This window comes from Corallococcus praedator, assembly GCF_003612125.1.
In the GTDB taxonomy this organism is placed as follows: Bacteria; Myxococcota; Myxococcia; order Myxococcales; family Myxococcaceae; genus Corallococcus; species Corallococcus praedator.
Map to the genome: position 1 here is coordinate 1 of NZ_RAWI01000180.1, position 18,420 is coordinate 18,420.

At 70.5% G+C, this 18,420-nt stretch carries 15 protein-coding genes; 9 read left to right on the plus strand and 6 right to left on the minus strand.

Features of this window, described 5'->3' with window-relative positions; translation table 11 throughout:
* Window positions 1–78 precede the first annotated feature (78 nt).
* A complete protein-coding gene (locus D7Y13_RS22265) occupies window positions 79–1,713 on the minus strand; it encodes a long-chain fatty acid--CoA ligase (RefSeq protein WP_120537537.1) in 1,635 nt (544 codons plus the stop codon).
* A gap of 111 nt (window positions 1,714–1,824) precedes the next feature.
* Window positions 1,825–2,862: a 6-phosphofructokinase gene (locus tag D7Y13_RS22270; RefSeq protein WP_120537536.1), complete on the minus strand. Its 1,038-nt coding sequence runs from the start codon at window positions 2,860–2,862 to the stop codon at window positions 1,825–1,827.
* Window positions 2,863–3,068: 206 nt separating this feature from the next.
* Between D7Y13_RS22270 and D7Y13_RS22275 the strand changes: the two genes are divergently transcribed.
* Window positions 3,069–3,836: a glucosamine-6-phosphate deaminase gene (locus tag D7Y13_RS22275; RefSeq protein ID WP_120585009.1), complete on the plus strand. Its 768-nt coding sequence runs from the start codon at window positions 3,069–3,071 to the stop codon at window positions 3,834–3,836.
* 142 nt (window positions 3,837–3,978) lie between these two features.
* On the opposite strand, the gene D7Y13_RS22280 is transcribed toward D7Y13_RS22275, so the two are convergent.
* Window positions 3,979–4,785 carry a lytic transglycosylase domain-containing protein gene (locus D7Y13_RS22280; RefSeq protein WP_120537538.1) on the minus strand — a complete coding sequence of 269 codons (807 nt, stop codon included), beginning with the start codon at window positions 4,783–4,785 and terminating at the stop codon, window positions 3,979–3,981.
* A 465-nt stretch (window positions 4,786–5,250) separates the two neighbouring features.
* On the opposite strand from D7Y13_RS22280, the gene D7Y13_RS22285 reads away from it, so the two are divergent.
* Window positions 5,251–5,718, plus strand: coding sequence for a hypothetical protein (locus D7Y13_RS22285; protein ID WP_120537534.1), 468 nt, complete (start codon window positions 5,251–5,253; stop codon window positions 5,716–5,718).
* 28 nt (window positions 5,719–5,746) lie between these two features.
* On the opposite strand, the gene D7Y13_RS22290 is transcribed toward D7Y13_RS22285, so the two are convergent.
* The gene (locus D7Y13_RS22290) at window positions 5,747–6,298 is read right to left on the minus strand and encodes a hypothetical protein (RefSeq protein ID WP_120537533.1); all 552 of its coding nucleotides are present in this window, start codon (window positions 6,296–6,298) and stop codon (window positions 5,747–5,749) included.
* A gap of 18 nt (window positions 6,299–6,316) precedes the next feature.
* Window positions 6,317–6,919 carry a hypothetical protein gene (locus tag D7Y13_RS22295; RefSeq protein WP_233595799.1) on the minus strand — a complete coding sequence of 201 codons (603 nt, stop codon included), beginning with the start codon at window positions 6,917–6,919 and terminating at the stop codon, window positions 6,317–6,319.
* A 350-nt stretch (window positions 6,920–7,269) separates the two neighbouring features.
* On the opposite strand from D7Y13_RS22295, the gene D7Y13_RS22300 reads away from it, so the two are divergent.
* From D7Y13_RS22300 to D7Y13_RS22330, 7 genes are all read left to right on the plus strand, one after another.
* A complete protein-coding gene (locus D7Y13_RS22300; RefSeq protein ID WP_233595798.1) occupies window positions 7,270–7,926 on the plus strand; it encodes a carboxypeptidase-like regulatory domain-containing protein in 657 nt (218 codons plus the stop codon).
* Window positions 7,923–8,729, plus strand: coding sequence for a hypothetical protein (locus D7Y13_RS22305; RefSeq protein WP_147444430.1), 807 nt, complete (start codon window positions 7,923–7,925; stop codon window positions 8,727–8,729). Before D7Y13_RS22300 ends, D7Y13_RS22305 begins: the two co-directional genes overlap by 4 nt.
* Window positions 8,730–8,778: 49 nt before the next feature.
* Window positions 8,779–10,200, plus strand: coding sequence for a hypothetical protein (locus tag D7Y13_RS22310; RefSeq protein ID WP_120585006.1), 1,422 nt, complete (start codon window positions 8,779–8,781; stop codon window positions 10,198–10,200).
* 15 nt (window positions 10,201–10,215) lie between these two features.
* Window positions 10,216–11,649: a hypothetical protein gene (locus D7Y13_RS22315; protein WP_120585005.1), complete on the plus strand. Its 1,434-nt coding sequence runs from the start codon at window positions 10,216–10,218 to the stop codon at window positions 11,647–11,649.
* 164 nt (window positions 11,650–11,813) lie between these two features.
* Window positions 11,814–14,600 (plus strand): hypothetical protein, encoded by a 2,787-nt coding sequence (locus tag D7Y13_RS22320; protein WP_120585004.1) that lies wholly within the window; start codon window positions 11,814–11,816, stop codon window positions 14,598–14,600.
* 139 nt (window positions 14,601–14,739) lie between these two features.
* Window positions 14,740–15,615 carry an alpha/beta fold hydrolase gene (locus D7Y13_RS22325; RefSeq protein ID WP_120585010.1) on the plus strand — a complete coding sequence of 292 codons (876 nt, stop codon included), beginning with the start codon at window positions 14,740–14,742 and terminating at the stop codon, window positions 15,613–15,615.
* Window positions 15,616–15,723: 108 nt separating this feature from the next.
* Window positions 15,724–17,127 carry an FAD-binding oxidoreductase gene (locus tag D7Y13_RS22330; protein WP_120537915.1) on the plus strand — a complete coding sequence of 468 codons (1,404 nt, stop codon included), beginning with the start codon at window positions 15,724–15,726 and terminating at the stop codon, window positions 17,125–17,127.
* On the opposite strand, the gene serA is transcribed toward D7Y13_RS22330, so the two are convergent.
* A complete protein-coding gene (gene serA, locus D7Y13_RS22335) occupies window positions 17,124–18,275 on the minus strand; it encodes a phosphoglycerate dehydrogenase (protein ID WP_439329234.1) in 1,152 nt (383 codons plus the stop codon). The genes D7Y13_RS22330 and serA overlap by 4 nt on opposite strands.
* Window positions 18,276–18,420 lie beyond the last annotated feature (145 nt).

Below are 18,420 nucleotides of genomic sequence, written 5' to 3' on the forward strand. Positions count from 1 at the left end.
CTACCGTACCCCCAGCCCCGCCCCAGTGCGAGCCGCCGGCCCCCAGGTGTCAGGTGCCCGGCGGTCGCTTCAACCACTTCAGGACGCGACGGGCGCCTTCAACAGGTGGTCCCCGAAGTCCTCCCGGAGCTTCATCTTCAGGAACTTCCCCGTCGACGTGCGCGGAATCTGCGGCACGAAGAGGAAGTCATCCGGCAGCCACCACTTCGCGAACTGCTTCTCCAAGTGCGCCGTCAGCTCCGCCTTCGTCGCCTGCTGCCCGGCCTTGAACACCACCGCCGCCAGCGGCCGCTCGTCCCACTTGGAGTGCCGGCCCGCGAACACCGCCGCCTCCAGCACGGACGGGTGCGCCATCAGCGCGTTCTCCAGCGCCACCGAGCTGATCCACTCGCCGCCCGACTTGATGACGTCCTTGCTGCGGTCGGTGATGTGCAGGTAGCCCGCCGCGTCGATGGTCACCACGTCGCCCGTCTTGAACCAGCCGTCCGCCGTGAAGCGGTCCTTGCCCTCGTCCCCGAAGTACGAGGCCGCCACCATGGGCCCGCGCACCTCCAGTTCGCCCATCGCCTTGCCGTCCCAGGGCAGCACCTCGCCCGTGTCGCTCACGTGGCGCGTCTCCACGAAGGGCACCGAATAGCCCTGCGACGCATACGCATCCAGCTGCGTCTCCGGCGACGCCGAGTGCAAATCCCCCTTCAGCCGCGCCAGCGTGCCCACCGGGTTCATCTCCGTCATGCCCCAGGCGTGCAGCACCTCCAGCTTGTGGCGCTTGCGGAACCCGTCGATGAGCGACGGCGGCGCCGCCGAACCGCCAATCACCATGTGGCGCATCGCGCCCAGGTCCCACTTGCCCGGCTCGCGGTCCAGCTGCGCCAGGATGCCCAGCCAGATGGTGGGCACGCCGCCGGCCACGGTGACCTTCTCGTCCCGCATCAGCTCCAGCAGCGACTGGGGGTCCAGGTGCGGCCCGGGCAGCACCTGCTTCGCCCCCGTGAGCAGCGCGTCGAAGGGCAGGCCCCACGCGGCCGCGTGGAACATGGGCACCACCGCCAGCACCGTGTCCGTGTCCTTGAGGCCCAGCACCTCCGGCAGGCAGCACACCAGCGTGTGCAACACGATGGAGCGGTGGCTGAAGAGCACGCCCTTCGGGTTGCCCGTCGTGCCTGACGTGTAGCAGAGCATCGCCGCGCTGTTCTCATCCAGGCGCGGGAACGCGAACGTGTCCGACTCCGCCGCGAGCAGCTTCTCGTAGTCCAGCCGCCCCTCCGGTACCGGGCCGTCATCCGGGATGACGATGACGTGCTTGATGCAGGGCGCTGACTTCTCGAACTTCTCCAGCAGCGGCAAGAGCGACCGGTCCACCACCACCACCGTGTCCTCCGCGTGGCTCGCGATGTAGGCCAGGTCCTTGGGGTGCAGCCGCAGGTTGAGCGTGTGCATCACCGCGCCCATCGACGGCACCCCGAAGTACACCTCCAGGTGCTGGTGATGGTTCCAGCTCAGCGACGCCACCCGGTCCCCCGGCTTCACCCCCAGCCGCGTCAGGGCGTTGGCGAGCTGGCTCGTGCGCTTGTGGAAGTCCGCGTACGTGTAGCGGTGCAGGGACTTGTCCGGGTTGCGGCTGACAATCTCCTGCGCGCCGTAATAGGAGCGCGCGCGCTCCAGGAAGTGCGTCAGGGTGAGCGGGAAGTCCATCATGCGACCGGTGAGCATCGGCACCATCCCTTCGCGAACGGGTGAAGGGCCGGATGCTACCGGATGCGCGGCGCCATGCCCTCCACTCCAAGTGGAGGAGGGCATGGCGCGGTACGTCAAAGTCGACTGTCAGCCGAAGAAGACCTGGGCGACCTCGAAGAACTCCTTGGGGACGCGCTTGAGCTCGCGGGTGGCCTCGGCGAGGTTCTCGCTGACGATTTCGTTGCCACGCAGGGCGGCCATCCTGCCGAACTCGCCCCGGGCGACCATGTCGCACGCATGCACGCCGAACCGGGTGGCGAGCACCCGGTCGTGCGCCGTGGGGGCGCCGCCGCGCTGGATGTGGCCCAGCACGGACACGCGCGTCTCGAAGCCGGTGCGGCGTTCAATCTCCGACGCGACGATGTTGCCCACGCCGCCCAGGCGCGGACGGCCGGCTTCATCCAGCGCGCCCGTGGTGACCAGTTGTTCGTTCTGGTCCGCGGACAGCTTGATGCGCGTGCCTTCCGCGACGACGACGATGGAGAAGGTGCGCCCGCCCGCGTTGCGGCGCTGCAGGTGCTGGGCGACGGCCTCCAGGTCGGCGGGGATCTCCGGGACGAGGATGACGTCCGCGCCGCCCGCGATGCCCGCATAGGTGGCGATCCACCCGACGTGCCGGCCCATCACCTCGCAGACGATGACGCGCTTGTGGGACTCGGCGGTGGAGTGCAGCCGGTCCACGGCCTCCGTGGCGATCATGACGGCGGTGTCGAAGCCGAACGTGAAGTCGGTGCCGTTGAGGTCGTTGTCGATGGTCTTCGGCACGCCGACGATGCGCACGCCCTCCTGGGCCATGCGCGTGGCGGCGGAGAGGGTGCCCTCGCCGCCGATGGCGATGACCGCGTGGATGCCATTGCGTTCGATGGCGCGCTTCACGCGCTCCAGGCCGTTCTCGACCTTGAAGGGGTTGACGCGCGAGGTGCCGAGGATGGTGCCACCCCGGTGCAGGATGCCGGAGGTGGTCTCCCGCGTGAGGCGGAAGTGGTTGTCGTCCAGCAGGCCCTTCCACCCATCCCGCAGGCCCATCATTTCGAAGCCGTGCTCGCTGGCACGGCGGACGATGGCGCGGATGACCGCATTGAGGCCGGGGCAATCACCCCCGCCGGTGAGCACGGCGACTTTCATGAGCCGGGTTCTAGCCCGACCCGGGCCCCGCGTGTGAGGACCGTTTGCGCCGAGCGCTCATCGGGGGACCCACCCGGCCCCCGGGCGTGCGGGGGACCGGCCGTGCGCCGTGGGCCTGTTAATCGGCCATTGCCGCGCGGCGCAACGCACGCAGTGGCTGGGGGGCGCGCGACCCGGGAGGAGGGACGGCGTATGCTGGACGGCGCATGAACCTACGTGTGTTCGAGACGGAGCAGGAGGCGGCCAGCACTTGCGCGGCGCGCATCGCGGAGGCCGTACGTCACACGCCGGAGCTGGTGCTGGGGCTGCCCACGGGGCGCTCGCCGCTCAACGTGTACCGGGGGCTGGCGGAGCTGGCGGCGAAGGGGGCGCTGGACCTGTCGCGGGCGACGACGTTCAACGTGGATGAGTTCCTGGGCCTGCCGCCGGAGGACGGGGGCAGCTTCCGGGCGTACATGGACCGGCACCTGTTCCGGCATGTGAATCTGTCAACGGCGCGGATCCACTTCTTCGACGGGTGCGCGCCGGACGCGGAGGCCGAGTGCGCGCGGTACGACGCGGCGTTGGCGGCGGCCGGAGGACTGGATCTGCTGCTGCTGGGCGTGGGGCCCAACGGGCACGTCGCGTTCAACGAGCCCGGCGAGGTGTTGACGGCGATGAGCCACCGCGCGCGCCTGAGTCGGGAGACGCGGCTGTCGCATGTGCTGGCGTTCGGTGATGACCCGTCGCGCGTGCCCATGTCGGCGCTGACGCTGGGCATGGCGGCGGTGCTCCAGGCGCGCAAGGTGGTGGTGCTGGCGTTCGGGGTGAACAAGGCGGCGGCGGTGACGGCGATGGTGCACGGGCCGGTGACGCCCCGGTGCCCGGCGTCGTTCCTCCAGCTCCACCGCGACGTGGAGGTGTGGCTGGACACGGGCGCCGCCAGCGGCCTGCAGGGCTCACGGGTCCATGCGGCCCGCGTGGGCGGGGGCTGAAGCCGTTCGGCAGGCACGGGCTTGCCGCCGCAGGGACGTGACGTGCGTGGATGCACGGCGCGGGATTGAATTGGCCTGGGGGGCGAGTGCGGATCATCCGCCCGCTCCCCTTGATTGGCGCGTGGATGTCGCGCCCCGTTGCCTACGGCTTCTGCGCGGACGCGAGCCGAGGCGCGGCCTTGCCGGATGACGCGGGCCGGGGGGCGGGCTTCTTCACGGGCGCCGTCTTCCTCAAGGCTGCCGGCTTCGCGTGCGCACCGGACGGCGGGGCCTTCCTCGCGGCGGCTTGGGCCACGGCAGTCCGCTCCGGTGCCTTCGCCGCGGCCGAGGTGGGCACCGGCCGCTTCACCACCACGGGCGCGGGCGGCCGGGTGTGCGCGTACGCCGCGAGCACCTTGGCCACGTAGAACTCCGTCTCCCCGTTGCGCGGCACGTGCCCGTTCACCGAACCCGGCCCCGCGTTGTACGCGGCCACCGCCAGCCGCACGTCCCGGAACCTGCGCAGCTGCTCCGCCAGATAACGCCCGCTCGCGTCGATGGAGGGCGCCGGGTCGAAGGGATCCTCCACCCGCATCAGCGCCGCCGTGTCCGGCATCAACTGCCCCGGGCCCATCGCCCCCGCGGGCGAGATGCGGTGCACCCGCGTCTCCGACTCCACCTGGATGAGTGCCCGCAGGAGCCCCGGCGGAATCCCATGCCGGCGCTCCGACTCCGCGATGAGCGGCTCCAGCGGCGGGTGCGCGTCCAGCACGCACGCGGGCCGGTGCGCCGCGTAGGCCCCCAGCGCCCGCGCCTTGGTCTTCAGGAAGGAGAAGGACAGCGGCGACACCTGCGTCCCGCCGAGCCACGCCACGCCCACGTTGAGCAGCACCACCGGCACCAGCACGCACGGCGCCAGCCACGCCCATCTCGGAATGTCGAAGCCGCCCACGGTCCGCTTGCGTCCCACCCTCCCCACTTAGGGGCCCCGCGCCGTCCCGTCCAACTTCCGGCCCTGGATCGTGAACACCGCCTGTGCACTGCCTCCCCTTGTCGCTTGGCTCAGGAGGCCCGCCTGCTGGTCCCGCGCCGGGAACACCCGCGTGCGCACCCATGCTCTCGGGGCCTCCCTTGGGTCGCCCGGCTCAAGAGGGCCCCCCGCTGGGGGGGCATGGCGCGAACCTGTCCGACTGTCGGACAGGTTTTGGCGAGCAGCCGCCGGCGGGGCGTCCTCATGGACCCGGTTTCCGGAGTGTCCATTCCAAGTCCGGGAGAGCCCACTTCGTGAGCGCCTGCCTGCGCATCACCTCCCCCGGGGGCAGCACCTTGTCGCCCGGCCCACGGGGCCCCGTGGGGCATATGCACTGACGTTCGCTTCGCGCTGCCGGGGCGAAGGCCCATGTTCATCCCCAGGGGTTGGATGGGGGAGGGGACGATGATCGGCATCCCGTTGGGCTGGGCGTATTCGAACTTCGCGGAGTGGGCGCTGCGCCGGTACGTGACGCCGGGCCGCCGCCATCCTCCCGCTCCCCCGCATGCGTCCTTCGCGGCGTCACCCTGCGCGGATGCGTACCTGCGCTCGCTGTGGACTCGCGCCAAGGAGCTGCGGGAGCGAATGGGGCTGACGGTGCTCGCGCTCGCGCACATGCCCCTGTTCCCCGTGGCCCCCTTCTTCGTGGGCACCGTGTGGGCCTGCGCGTTCAACTTCCACCGCGTGCACCGCCGCGCGCACCTGGACCCCACGTGGGCCCGCGCCAACGTGCCCTGGCTCTGCGACCACCACCTGGGGCGCGTGGCGGATGCGAACTGGTGCGTGACGCATCCGTTCTTCGACCAGGTGCTCGGCACTCGGCACGAACACCTGGGCATCCAGCCCGCCGCGCCCGTCCCGGCGCTGTCCTGACGCCGGAACGGGAACGCGACGGGGACCGTCAGAACACCAGGCCGAAGTAGTTGGCGCTCGCCTTGGCGCCCACGCACACCCGGATGTCCGCGCTCCACGGCTGCGTGGGCAGTGAACCCGTGGCCTGGAAGAGGAACTCCAATTCCTCCTGTTTCGCCAGGTCCAGCACGTCCACCGCGCCGCTGCCGGTGAGCTGCAGCTTGTTCGTGGCGCCGCCATTGCCCGTGCGGCGGAACTCGCCCAGCAGCACGTACTCCGGCGAGCCCGGCTTGCGCACGGAGAGGCTCGCGCGCTCGATGCCGCTGATGTCCGTGGTGGCGGTGGCATCGAAGAGCTTCAGCCGCAGCTGGGTCTCCACGTCGGTGTCGTCGGGCAGCGCGCTGGCGAAGTCGCCCAGCGGTACCTGGATGGACTGCTCCACGGAGGCGCTTCCCGGGAAGGCGGCGGGGAAGGACAGGTCGTCCTCGGCCTTGCAGATCTCCTCGGCCTCCACCTCGATGTTGAAGAGGGACTCACAGCCCGTGGTGAAGAGGGGCAGGGCGCAGCAGAGCAGGAGGGTGCGGAAGGTTTTCGTACGCATGGTGGGGAGTCTCCTGGCTCAGAAGAAGTAGAGGATGAAGCCCAGCTTCACGGACGGGATGGTGGCGCGCACGTGCAGCGGCCCCGACGTCACGGTGTCGTCGTTGGCCGCGTCCTGGATGAGCGGCGTGGGCTCCGGCACCGTGAGCGCCACGTAGCTCAGGCCCACGTTCAGGAAGAAGTTGAAGCGGCTGCTCGCGCCCACCTCCAGACCCACGCTGCCCGTCACGTAGTTGTACGTGACGTCGCGGATGGCCTGCGACGTCGTGCTCGGTTCGCGGCCCAGCCAGTCCAGCACCTCGCTGTACTCGGAGCCGAAGTAGTGCCCGACCTCCGCGTTGAACGACGGCGAAATGAACGTGTCCATCGGCAGGATGCTCACCCCGCCGCGCACGCCGACGCTCAGCGTGTTGGTGGTGGGGCCCGCCTGCAGCCGCACCCACGACGCGGGGCGCAACACCGCCGACACGCCAATGCCGTGCGGGGCGCCCGCGTCCACCAGCAGGCCCAGGGTGTGCTTCGTGCCGCCTTCCTCCTCCGCCAGCGCGGGGGTGGCGAAGCCGAGTGCGGCCAGACACCCCAGCGCGAAGCCGGAGGAAAGAAGGGGGGTGCGTCGTCTCATCGAAAGGGAGTCCATCGTCATGATGAAGGTTCCACGGTGGTTGCCGGCCCGGGGGACATCTTTCGCGGAAGGGGCCCCGGAAGAGAAGCCATGTCGTGTGAAACCCGTACGGGCTTTCCGGGATGCCGCGATGTGCGGAGGAAGGACTGCCCGGTTCCCGACAGGGCAGGGGCCGCGTGCGTGGCGACCCGGGGCGTTCAATCCCTGTCGGCTCAACGACGTCCCGCTCCATCCCATGGGTGATGGGCGGACGCGTGAGGTCATGCGAGCGTACAATGGGCAGGCACGGCGTAACGGTGGACAGGCCGGGAACCGGGGGGCCAAGGATGATCGACGAAGTCGATCTGCGCATGAAAGCGTGGGTAGGCCGTATCGCCACGGAGGCACCCGTGTACCTGGGCGTGCCGGACCGGGAGTCCCTGGAGCGGGGTGTCTGTCTTTACCTGCTGGAGCTGGGGCCCGCGCCCCTGTCGCGTCCCGGCAAGCGGGGCGTCCTCCAATTCACCGTCTGCTATCTGGTGACGGTGGGCGCGGACACGCCGGAGCGCGCGCACCGGCTCTTGGGCGACCTGGTCTTCGCGGCCATGAGCGACAAGGAGATCGAGGTGGACCTGAGCCCGGTGCCGGCCGCGCTCTGGGCGGGACTGCGCTCGGTGCCGCGCCCCGCCTTCCGCCTGCGGGTGCAGGTGCGCAAGGAGCAACCCCTGGCGGAGGTGCGATGTCTGTCATTGGTGGACAGCGCGCCCCCACCGGGCGGGTTGCTGGGCCGGGTGGTGGGGCCCGGTGACGTGCCCATCCGGGGCGCGTGGGTGGCGCTGCCCTCCCTGCAACTGAGCACGCGCACGGATGCGCAGGGACACTTCCAGTTCCCCCGCGTGTCACCCGCGAAGTCGCTGGGCCGGCTGGAGGTGCGCGCCGAGGGCGAGCTGCTGGCGGTGGACTCGGAGGTGCTCGCCTCCGGGACGGCGCCGTTGATCATCCGGATGCCCGTGAAGGATGACGGGTGACGCGCGGCCCTTCTCCTGCCGGGGCGGTGGAGGACTGGGTGCCTCCGCTCCAGGCGCGTCGCCATCGGGCCTGGCGGTTGGCCCTGGCGCGGTGGGTGAAGGGCTGGGCGGATCGGATGCTGGCTGAACATGCCGCGGCGCTCGCGAAGGAGGCGGTGACACTGGGTGGCGGGCGGGTGCGCTCGCTGCCCGTGCGGGAGCCGGACGTGACGCTGCTGCCGGTGGCGGTGTGGCCTCCGCGCCTGGAGATGTCCGGCGCCGCGCCGCCGGCACCTCCCGTGGTGCCGGAGGCCGTCCGGCGCCTGTCGGATCCGCTGGACCCCAACGCGCCCACGCCGCGTCCGAACGCGCTGCGGTGCATCCCCATGGCGGACGGCGCTTCGCCCTTCGACCTGGAGCCGGAGTGCGGCACGCCTCCCAGGATGGGGCCCGGAGTGCCCTTCGGCTTTGATCCAGAGGACCTCCTGCCCGCGGAGCCCAAGGCGGTGGTGGCCCTGGCCCTGGAGCCCGCGGCCCTGCTCCAGGCCGCCGCGCTTCCCCCTCCCGACGTGACGACGCACCCCGCCCCGTCGTTTCCCGCGCCGCCCGCCGCTCCCGCGCCGCGTCCGTTGCAGGCCGTGCCTCCGCTTCGCAGGGACCCCGCGAAGGAACTGCTCGCGCTCCTCAAGGAGTCCGAGGGAACACCCACCCAGCCTCCCGTGCCCTGGCTCGAAGCCCCTCCGCCGCCTCCCGCCGAGTCCGCCGACGCGCAGGAGGTGCTGCGTCAGTGCGCACGTCTGGAATTGGAGACGCCTGGCGAATAGGCCGCGTCTCCAGACACTCCCGCCGCGCAAGGCTATGCTTCGCGGCGCGATGTCCCAGCGCCTCCAACCCAGCACCGACGTCCCGGTCCTCACGGCGTCCGACGCCGAGCGCCAGCTTGAAGGGCGCGCGCGGCTCATCACCGCGGCCGTGCGTCCCCATGCGGAGCTGGAGGAGCTGCTGTCCGGTCGTCGCTGGCGGCGGGCCTTGCTGAAGCAGCCGGAGCGGGTGCCGGCGCTCGTGGCCCAGGCGGAGGCGCTGAAGGAAGCGCTGGAGCGGGTCCACCGTCGCGCGGCGTCGGAGGCCTGGGAGGAGTCCACGCCCGTGTGGCGGGAGGCCCGCGAGCTGTCGCAGCGGCGTGAGCGGCTCACCGCCCTCGCGCGGCGCAGGCTGGAGGCCCTGGCCGAAGCGCCTCCGAACCTTCCGCTCGAAGAGGTCCTGACGCGGCTGGATGCAAGGGTGCGTCAGTCCGCGAACTGGGAACTGACCCCGGGCGAGGTGCTCGCCTTCGAGACCGACGCCCGCTGGCATCCGGGCCGCCGTCTGGTGCGGGGACTCATCCCCCATCCGACGCGGCGCCACTCCGTGGTTCCCTATTTCGTGCTGGTGGGGGTGGGCGTGTTGGGCGCGCTGCTGATGGGCGCTCATCCCCTCTCACTCGAGGACGTGGCTCCCGCGCTCTTCATGAGCGTCACCTTCGGGCTGATGGCGGCCATCCTGGGGTCCGTGCTGTGGCCGCTCCTGCGCTCGCTGGTGTGGCCCCTGCTGGGCTCCGGTCAGGTGCGGATCACCAGCGAGCGGCTGCTCTGGAAACCGGCCTTCGGCGCGCCCCAGGCGGTGCGCCTGGGCACGATTCCCGATGGTGGCATCACCGTGGATGACTTCTCGCTGGACCTGCGCGTGAAGGGCGACCGGCAAATGCATGCGCGGGCGGTGTTGGATGCGATGGAAGTGGCCGCGCTCCTGGAGTTGCACCGTCAGCCGCCCCTGCGCGGCGCGGCGCGGCGCGGGGTGCGCCTGGAGCGGGTGGCCATCCTCTCCGCGACGCTCGAGGAGCGGGGACAGGAAGCGCGGCAGGGGCACTGCGTGCTGCACCCCGGGGGCGTGTCCTTCATCCCCGAACAGCAGGGGCCGAAGGCCCTTCAAGCCATCACTGGCAAGTCCACCTCGCTGGAGGCGTTCCACGCGGATGGGGTGTTGGAAGCGCTGCGCTGGTTGCCCCGGGCGGAGTTCGACGCGTGCGTGGCGAGCGTGGTGAAGGCGACCGGCGGCACGTTCTGGGACGCGCGGTCCGCAAGACATGTTCCGGGGACGTCCGCGTCGAAGGAGGTCCGCATCGAGTCTGGCGGGAGCGTGTTGAAGGGCCAGTGGGCGTGGGCCCAGGCGGCGGCCGTCGAAGCGGTCCTTCGGGATTGGTCCTCGGGGGCCCGGTTTCCACGGCTCCGGGGCCCCTTCCGCCAGCGCCAGAAGTAGCGCCCGCGCGAGACCATGCTTCGCGGCCTGAAATCCCATCGCCTCCGACCTGGCACCGATGCCGCGGACCTCACGGCGTCCGACACCGAGCGCCAGTTGGAAGGGCGCGCGGAACGCATCGCCGTGGCCCTGCGTCCCCATGCGGAGCTGGAGACGCTGCTGTCCGGACGGCGTTGGCGGCGAGGGCTGCTGAAGCGGCCGGAGCGGGTGCCCGCGCTCGTGGCCCACGCGGAGGCCCTGGAAGAGGCGCTGGAGCGCGTCCACCGTCGCGCGGCGTCGGAGGCCTGGTCCGGGGACGTCCCGGTCCTGCGGGCCGCCCGGGAGCTGTCGGCGCGGCGTGAGCGGCTCGCGGGGCTCGCGCGGCGCAGGCTGGAGGCCTGGGTCGAGGTGCCCCCGGACCTTCCGCTCGAAAAGGCGCTGACGCGACTCAACGCGCTCGTGCGCCAGCCGGTGAGCCGGACGCTGGTCGCCGGGGAGGTGCTCGCCTTCGAGTCCGCCGCCTGGTGGCGTCCGCGCTGGCGGCGGTTCGAGTCTGCGTTCCCCCGGGGACTCCCACGGCTTCCCGTCTGGACACCCTACGCGGTGGGCGCGCTGGGCTTCATCATCGCGCTCACCCGGTTGCCCGGCCTCCGGTGGGTGGGGCTGGGACTCATCGCGCTGGGCTTCGGGGTGGGCGTGGCGAGCTTCATCCTTCGCGTGCTGCGAGGACCGCTCGGACGTTGGGTGCTCTGGCCCCTCTTGCGTCCCGTGTTGTGGCCCGTGCTGGGCCTGGGACGGGTGCGGCTCACGAACGAGCGGCTGCTCTGGCTTCCCGTCCTCGGTGAGCCCCAGGAGGTGCGGTGGGCCACCATCGCCGACGATGGCGTCCGCGTGGATCCAGACACGCTCGACGTTCGCGTGACGGGGACCCGGCGGCTGCACGCTCGCGGCCTGTTGAACGACGCGGAGGTGGTCGCGCTCGTGGAGCTGCACCGCCTGCCGCGCCTGCGTGACGCGGCCCTCGCCGGCCTGCGCCTGTGGGGGCAGGTGGCCGTCCTTCCCGCGACGCTCGGAGGACATCCCGGCCATTGCGTGCTGCGCCCCCAGGGCCTGTCCTTCATTCCCCAGGGCACGGGGCCCGAAGCGCTGGGCGCCCTCACCGGCAGGCCCACGCCGCTGCGAGGCTTTGACGCGAACCGGCTGGTGGAGGCGCTGCGCTGGTTGCCGGAGGCGGAGTTCGACGCGTGCGTGGCGCGCGTGGTGAAGGCCACGGGCGGGACGTCCTGGGCCGCGAAGGACGCGCGCTACGTCGAAGGGACGCCCGAGTGGGGGGAGATCCGCATCGAGCGCAGCACCCAGGAGGTGCTGGTCGGCCGGGTGACGGGAGTCCAGGATGAGGTGCTGCGGGGGCTCCTGGATGCATGGCCCCGGCGCAAGTGGCGGAGGTTCTTCTTGCCGTCCCACTGGTGACCCGCCTCCCTACGCAACCATCCATCCATCCTGGTTGCGTAGAGAGGAAGTCATTGCGCCGTGCAACGACTGCCACCGGGTCCAGGCCCACCCGTTCCCCAGTTCGAGACGCCCCAACCCATGTCGAAGCGGGGGGCACCCGCCCCCCTTCCCAGAGAGACATCATGAATCCCAGACACCCGGCTGTGCGCCGTGGCGTGGCGAAAGCCCTGTCCGCCGCGCTGCTGCTGTTGAGCTTCACCGCGTCCGCGCAGCACTTCACCGTCTTCGAGAGCGGTCAGGTCCGCCCCCTGTCCCTGTCCCCCAACGGCCAGTGGCTCTTCGCCGTCAACACGCCCGACAACCGGCTGGAGATCTTCCAGGTGGGCACCAGCGGCCTGACGCACACGGGCTCGGTGCCGGTGGGCCTGGAGCCGGTCGCCGTCGCCGCTCGCACCAACGACGAGGTCTGGGTCGTCAACCACCTGTCCGACAGCGTGAGCATCGTGCGCGTGGACGCGGGCGGACAGGGTGGGGCCGTGACGCGGACGCTGCTCGTGGGGGATGAGCCCCGCGACATCGTCTTCGCGGGCACCGGGAAGAAGCGCGCCTTCATCACCGCCGCGCACCGGGGACAGAACACGGGGTTCGACCCGCAGCTCACCACGCCGGGCATTGGCCGGGCCGACGTCTGGGTGTTCGACTCGGAGAACCTGGGCACGACGCTGGGCGGCACGCCGCTCACCCGCGTCACCCTGTTCGGAGACACGCCGCGCGCGCTCGCGGCCACGCCTGACGGCTCGCGCGTGTACGCGGCGGCGTTCCACTCCGGCAACCGCACCACCGTCATCCACGAGAGCCTGGTGCCCAACGGCGGCGAGTCCGTGGGCGGCGTCCCCGGTCCCAACGTCAACCATCAGGGCATTGCCGCGCCGGAGGTCTCCGTCATCGTGAAGTACAACGGCGCGGACTGGGTGGACGTGCTCAACCGCCCGTGGACGTCCTACGTGCGCCTGTCGCTGCCCGACAAGGACGTGTTCGCCATCTCCGCCACGGCCAACCCGCCCGTGCAGGTCGCGGGCGCGGCGGGCTCCTACGCGGGCGTGGGCACCATCCTGTTCAACATGGCCGTCAACCCGGTGAGCGGGAAGGTCTACGTCAGCAACACCGAGGCCCGGAATGACCTGCGCTTCGAGGGGCCCGGCACCCTCGTGGGCAGCACCCTGCGCGGCCACCTGCACGAAAGCCGCATCACCGTGCTGGGCAGCGCGGGCAGCGTCGTGCCCCGCCACCTCAATTCACACATCAACTACGCCGCGTGCTGCGCGGCCGCGCCCAACACGGAGAGCGAGAAGAGCCTCGCGCAGCCCACGGGCATGTCGGTGACGTCCGACGGCGCCACGCTCTATGTCGCCGCGTTCGGTTCGTCGAAGCTCGGCGTGTACGCCACCTCCGCGCTGGAGGCCGGCACTTTCGTTCCCAGCACCGCGAACCAGATTGAACTGAGCGGCGGCGGCCCCACCGGCCTGGTGCTAGACGAGGCGCGCAACCGGCTCTACGTGCTCACGCGCTTCGACAACGCCATCTCCGTCGTCAACACCACCACGAAGGCGGAGGTGGCCCACCTGCCCCTGTTCAACCCGGAGCCTCCGAGCGTGGTGCAGGGCCGTCCGTTCCTCTACGACGCGCGCTCCAGCTCCAGCCACGGCGATTCTTCCTGCGGCAGCTGCCACATCTTCGGCGACTTCGACAGCATCACCTGGGACCTGGGCAACCCGGACGGCGACGTGAAGGCCAATGCCAACCCCATCGTCCCCGTGCTGGCGGAGTTCGGCACGGACCCGACGTTCGGCCAGGACACGGCCTTCCACCCGATGAAGGGCCCCCTGTCCACCCAGAGCCTTCGCGGCATGGCGAACCAGGGCCCCATGCACTGGCGCGGGGACCGCACCGGCGGCAACGCCGCGCCGAGCGTCCAGCCCAACGGCGGCACCTTCGACGAGGTCGCGGCCTTCAAGCAGTTCAACCCGGCGTTCATGGACCTGCTCGGGCGCAGCGCCCAGTTGACGACGGCGGAGATGCAGAAGTTCTCCGACTTCATCCTCCAGGTGGCCTATCCGCCCAATCCCATCCGCAACCTGGACAACTCGCTGACGCCGTCACAGCAGGCGGGCCGGGACTTCTTCGTCAACACCACCAGCTTCTTCCAGGGGTCGTGCGAGTCCTGCCACCGCGTGGACATCAACGCCAACCTGGGAGAAGGCCCCTTCAAGGGCTTCTTCGGCACGGACGGCAAGAGCTCCTTCGACGCGGAGCCGCTGTTCCCCAAGGTGCCGCACCTGCGCAACATCTACCAGAAGGTCGGCATGTTCGGCGCGGGCTTCCCCTTCGGGACCACGCCGGCGGACACGTTCCTGGGTGACCAGGTGCGAGGCATTGGCTTCAACAGCGACGGTGCCATCCCCACGCTGTTCCTCTTCAACAGCGGCTTCGACTTCCACCCCATCTTCAACGCGGTGGGCATCCCGGACACGCCCGCGGGCCTGCAGGCCAAGAAGGACATGGAGCAGTACATGTTCGCCTTCGAGACCAACCTGGCGCCCATCGTCGGACAGCAGGTGACGCTCAGCTCCACCAACGCCACGGTGGCCGGGCCGCGCATCGACCTGCTGGTGGCGCGCGCGAACGCGGGCGAGTGTGACCTTGTGGCCAAGGGCCGCGCCGGCACCCACGAGATGGGCTTCGTCTACGTGGGCAGCGGACTGTTCAAGACGGACCGCGCGGCGCTGCCGCTGGTGCCCGCGGCGTCGCTCCGCTCGGCCGTCGCCGCGAACCACGGCGTGCTGACGTACACCTGCACGCCGCCGGGCTCGGGGGGGCGCGTCGGCATCGACCGGGACCTGGATGGGTTCTTCGACGGGGATGAGCGGACGGCGGGGACGAACCCGGCGAATCCGGCCAGCCACCCCTGAAGTGATGTGAGGGGCTTTCGCGGGCGGTGAGGGGCCGCGCCGTCTTCTGGACGGCCGGCCTTCCGGTACGATGTGCGTGGGTGCGGTGACGCGCACCTTCGCGCCGTTCGGACCTCACCGCACCGCGAAGGATGGCCCCATGGACACCGAAGTCGAGTCCAGCAGCGCGCACGTTGGAAAGATTTCCGGCAGCTACCTGACCACGAAGGACGGCACCCGGATCTACTTCAAGGACTGGGGCCCCAAGCACGGTCAGCCCATCGTCTTCTCCCACGGCTGGCCCCTCTCGGCCGACGCCTTCGAGGACCAGATGATGTTCCTGTCCGAACAGGGCTACCGCACCATCGCGCATGACCGCCGGGGCCACGGGCGTTCGTCCCAGCCCTGGGGCGGCCACGAGATGAACACCTACGCGGATGACCTGGCCGCGCTGACCCGTTCACTCGACCTTCGCAAGGCCATCCATGTCGGTCATTCCACGGGCGGCGGCGAGGTGGCGCGGTACATCGGACGGCATGGGACTTCGCGCGTGGCGAAGGCCGTGCTCATCAGCGCTGTCCCGCCCATCATGCTCAAGACGGACTGGCACCCCAATGGCCTGCCCATGGAGGCCTTTGACGGCATCCGCGCCGGGGTGAAGAAGGACCGCTCCAGCTTCTTCAGGGAGCTGAGCCTGGCGTTCTATGGCTTCAACCGGCCCGGCGCGGAGGTCTCCGAGGGCTTGCGCGAGAGCTTCCGGCTCCAGGGCCTGATGGCCGGACTGAAGGCCGAGTACGACTGCATCAAGGCCTTCTCCGAAACCGACTTCCGCGAGGACTTGAAGCGCTTCGATGTCCCCACGCTGGTGATGCATGGGGACGATGATCAGATCGTCCCCATCGACGGTGCGGGGCGGCTGACGGCGAAGCTGGTCCAGGGCGCGGTGCTGAAGGTCTACCCGGGCTTCAGCCACGGCATGTGTTCGGTCAACAAGGACGTCATCAACAACGACCTGCTGGCCTTCATCAAGGGGTAGGGCGCCGCGGGCCTGCCTGGACGCAGCGGGTACGATTTCGGGCCCCCGGGCCTGGGGATGCCTCCTCCGGACTTGTCACGCCGGAGGGGGTGCAATACGCCTGCACCCATGTCCACGCCCGCGCTGCCCGCCGACTTCCTCCGCGCCATCGCCGAGTCCTTCCCCGGCGACTTCCTCACCCGCGAGCCCGCGGAGCTCCAGGAGTACGGCCGCGACTGGACGCGCGTGTACACCCCCGCGCCGGGGGCGGTGGCCTTCCCCCGCACCACGGACGAGGTCGCCCGCTTCATGGCCCTGTGCCACCAGCACCGCGTCGCGGTGGTGCCCTCCGGCGGGCGCACGGGCTTGGCGGGCGGGGCGGTGGCGATGAAGGGCGAGGTGGTCCTGTCGCTGAAGCGGATGACCCGCATGGACCCGCTGGACCTGCTCGGCAACACGGTGCGCGTGCAGGCGGGCGCGGTGACGGAGGCGGTGCATCAGCACTGCGCGCCGCACGGCCTGACGTGGCCGGTGGACTTCGCCTCCAAGGGCAGCAGCACGGTGGGCGGCAACATCGCCACCAACGCGGGCGGCGTGAAGGTCATCCGCTACGGCCTCACCCGGCAGTGGGTGCTGGGCCTCCAGGTGGTGACGGCGCAGGGGCAGGTGCTGGAGCTCAACGGCGCGCTGGAGAAGAACAACACCGGCGTGGACCTGCGCCAGCTCTTCATCGGCAGCGAGGGCACGCTGGGCATCATCACGGAGGCCACGCTCAAGCTGACGCGGCTGCCCGGCAAGCAGGACGTCTTCCTCTTCGCGGTGCCGGACGTGGCCGCCGTGCTGCGCCTGTTCCGCGACGCGCGTCAGGCGCCGCTCGCGCTGTCCGCCTACGAGTTCTTCACCGACAAGTGCCTGGCCCGCGTGCAGCGCCACCGCAAGCTGCGCTCGCCCTTCGAGGCGCCCAGCGGCTGCTACGTGCTGCTGGAGTCCGAGGGCGGCGACCCGGCGGCGGTGGAGGCGTGGCTGGGCTCGCTCTTCGAGCGCGGGCTCGTCACGGACGGCACGCAGGCGCAGGGCGTGGGGCAGGCCGCGGAGCTGTGGTCGCTGCGCGAGTCCATCAGCGAGAGCCTCTCCGCCACGGGCGTGCTGCACAAGAACGACATCTCCCTGCCGGTGGCGAACCTGGAGGCGTTCTGCTCGGAGCTGGACGCGGTGTTCGCCAGCCGCTACCCGGGCTGGGAGATCTGCCTCTTCGGCCACATTGGCGACGGCAACCTGCACGTCAACGTGATGAAGCCGGACGCGGTGGAGAAGGCGGACTTCTTCGCCCACGCCAAGAAGTCCGACCACGCCATGTTCGACCTCGTGCGCAAGCACGGCGGCAGCATCTCCGCCGAGCACGGCATCGGCCTGTTGAAGAAGGACTACCTGGACTACACGCGCGCGCCCGGTGAGCTGGAATTGCTGCGCACCCTCAAGCGCGCGCTGGACCCCGAGGGCATCCTCAACCCCGGGAAGATTCTGGACGCCTAGGACACGATGCGCGTCTTGATGTCCGTCTCCAGCCCGGCGATGGCCTCGCACACCTGCTGGGACACGTCCTGGTCCAGGTCCATCACCAGGTAGCCCACGTTGGCGTCGGTGCTCAGCACCTGCGCGTGGATGTTGGCGTTGAAGTCGGACACGATGCGGTTGATGTCACGCAGCACGCCCGGCGTGTTGCGGTGCACGTTGATGATGCGGTGGGTGCCCGGGTTGATGGGCGCCTCCACGTTGGGGAAGTTCACCGCGCCCGTCGTCGCGCCGCCCTTGACGAACTTGAGCAGCGACGTGGCCACCTCCTTGCCAATGGACGCCTGCGCCTCCTCCGTGGAGCCGCCGATGTGCGGCGTCAGCACCACGTTGGGAATGCCCTGCAGCTCCGTGATGAAGCCGTCCGAGTTGCCCTCCGGCTCCTCCGGGTACACGTCCACCGCCGCGCCGCCCAGGTGCTTCGCGCGCAGCGCCCGCGCCAGCGCCGGGATGTCCACCACCGTGCCCCGGCTGGCGTTGATGAGGCACGCGCCCGGCTTCATCGCCTGGAACTGCTCCGCCCCCATCATCATGTGCGTGGAGGCCATCGCCGGCACGTGCAGCGTCACGAAGTCCGACTCCGCCAGCAGCCCGTTCAGCGTGGGCACCGACCGCGAGTTGCCCAGGGGCAGCTTCGTCATCACGTCGTAGTAGAGCACGCGCATGCCCAAGGACTCCGCCAGCACGCCCAGCTGCGAGCCGATGTGCCCGTAGCCGATGATGCCCAGCGTCTTGCCGCGCACCTCGTGGCTGCCCGTGGCCACCTTGCGCCACTGTCCGGCGTGCACCTCCCGGCTGCGGTCGAAGAGCTGGCGCGTCAGCACCACCACCTCCGCCAGCACCATCTCCGCCACGCTGCGCGTGTTGCTGAACGGCGCGTTGAACACCGGCACGCCGTGCACGCTGGAGGAGAGCAGGTCCACCTGGTTGGTGCCGATGCAGAAGGCGCCAATCGCGAGCAGGTCCTCCGCGTACTTGAGCGACGCCTCCGGCACCGTCGTCTTGCTGCGGATGCCCAACAGGTGCACGCCCCTCAGGCGCTCCGCCAGCTCCTCCGGCTTGAGCGCGGAGGACGTGCGCTCCACCTGGAAGCCCTCCGCCGCCAGCATCTCCTGGGCGGAGGCGTGGATGTTCTCCAGCAACAGGACGCGCAGCGGGCCCTGGTTGTTGACGGGGCGGCGGGCGTCGTCTGCGAGCCCATGAGCCTGTCGCTGTTCCAGTCGTACATCGTGATGTGCGTGCTGGTGGTGGGGG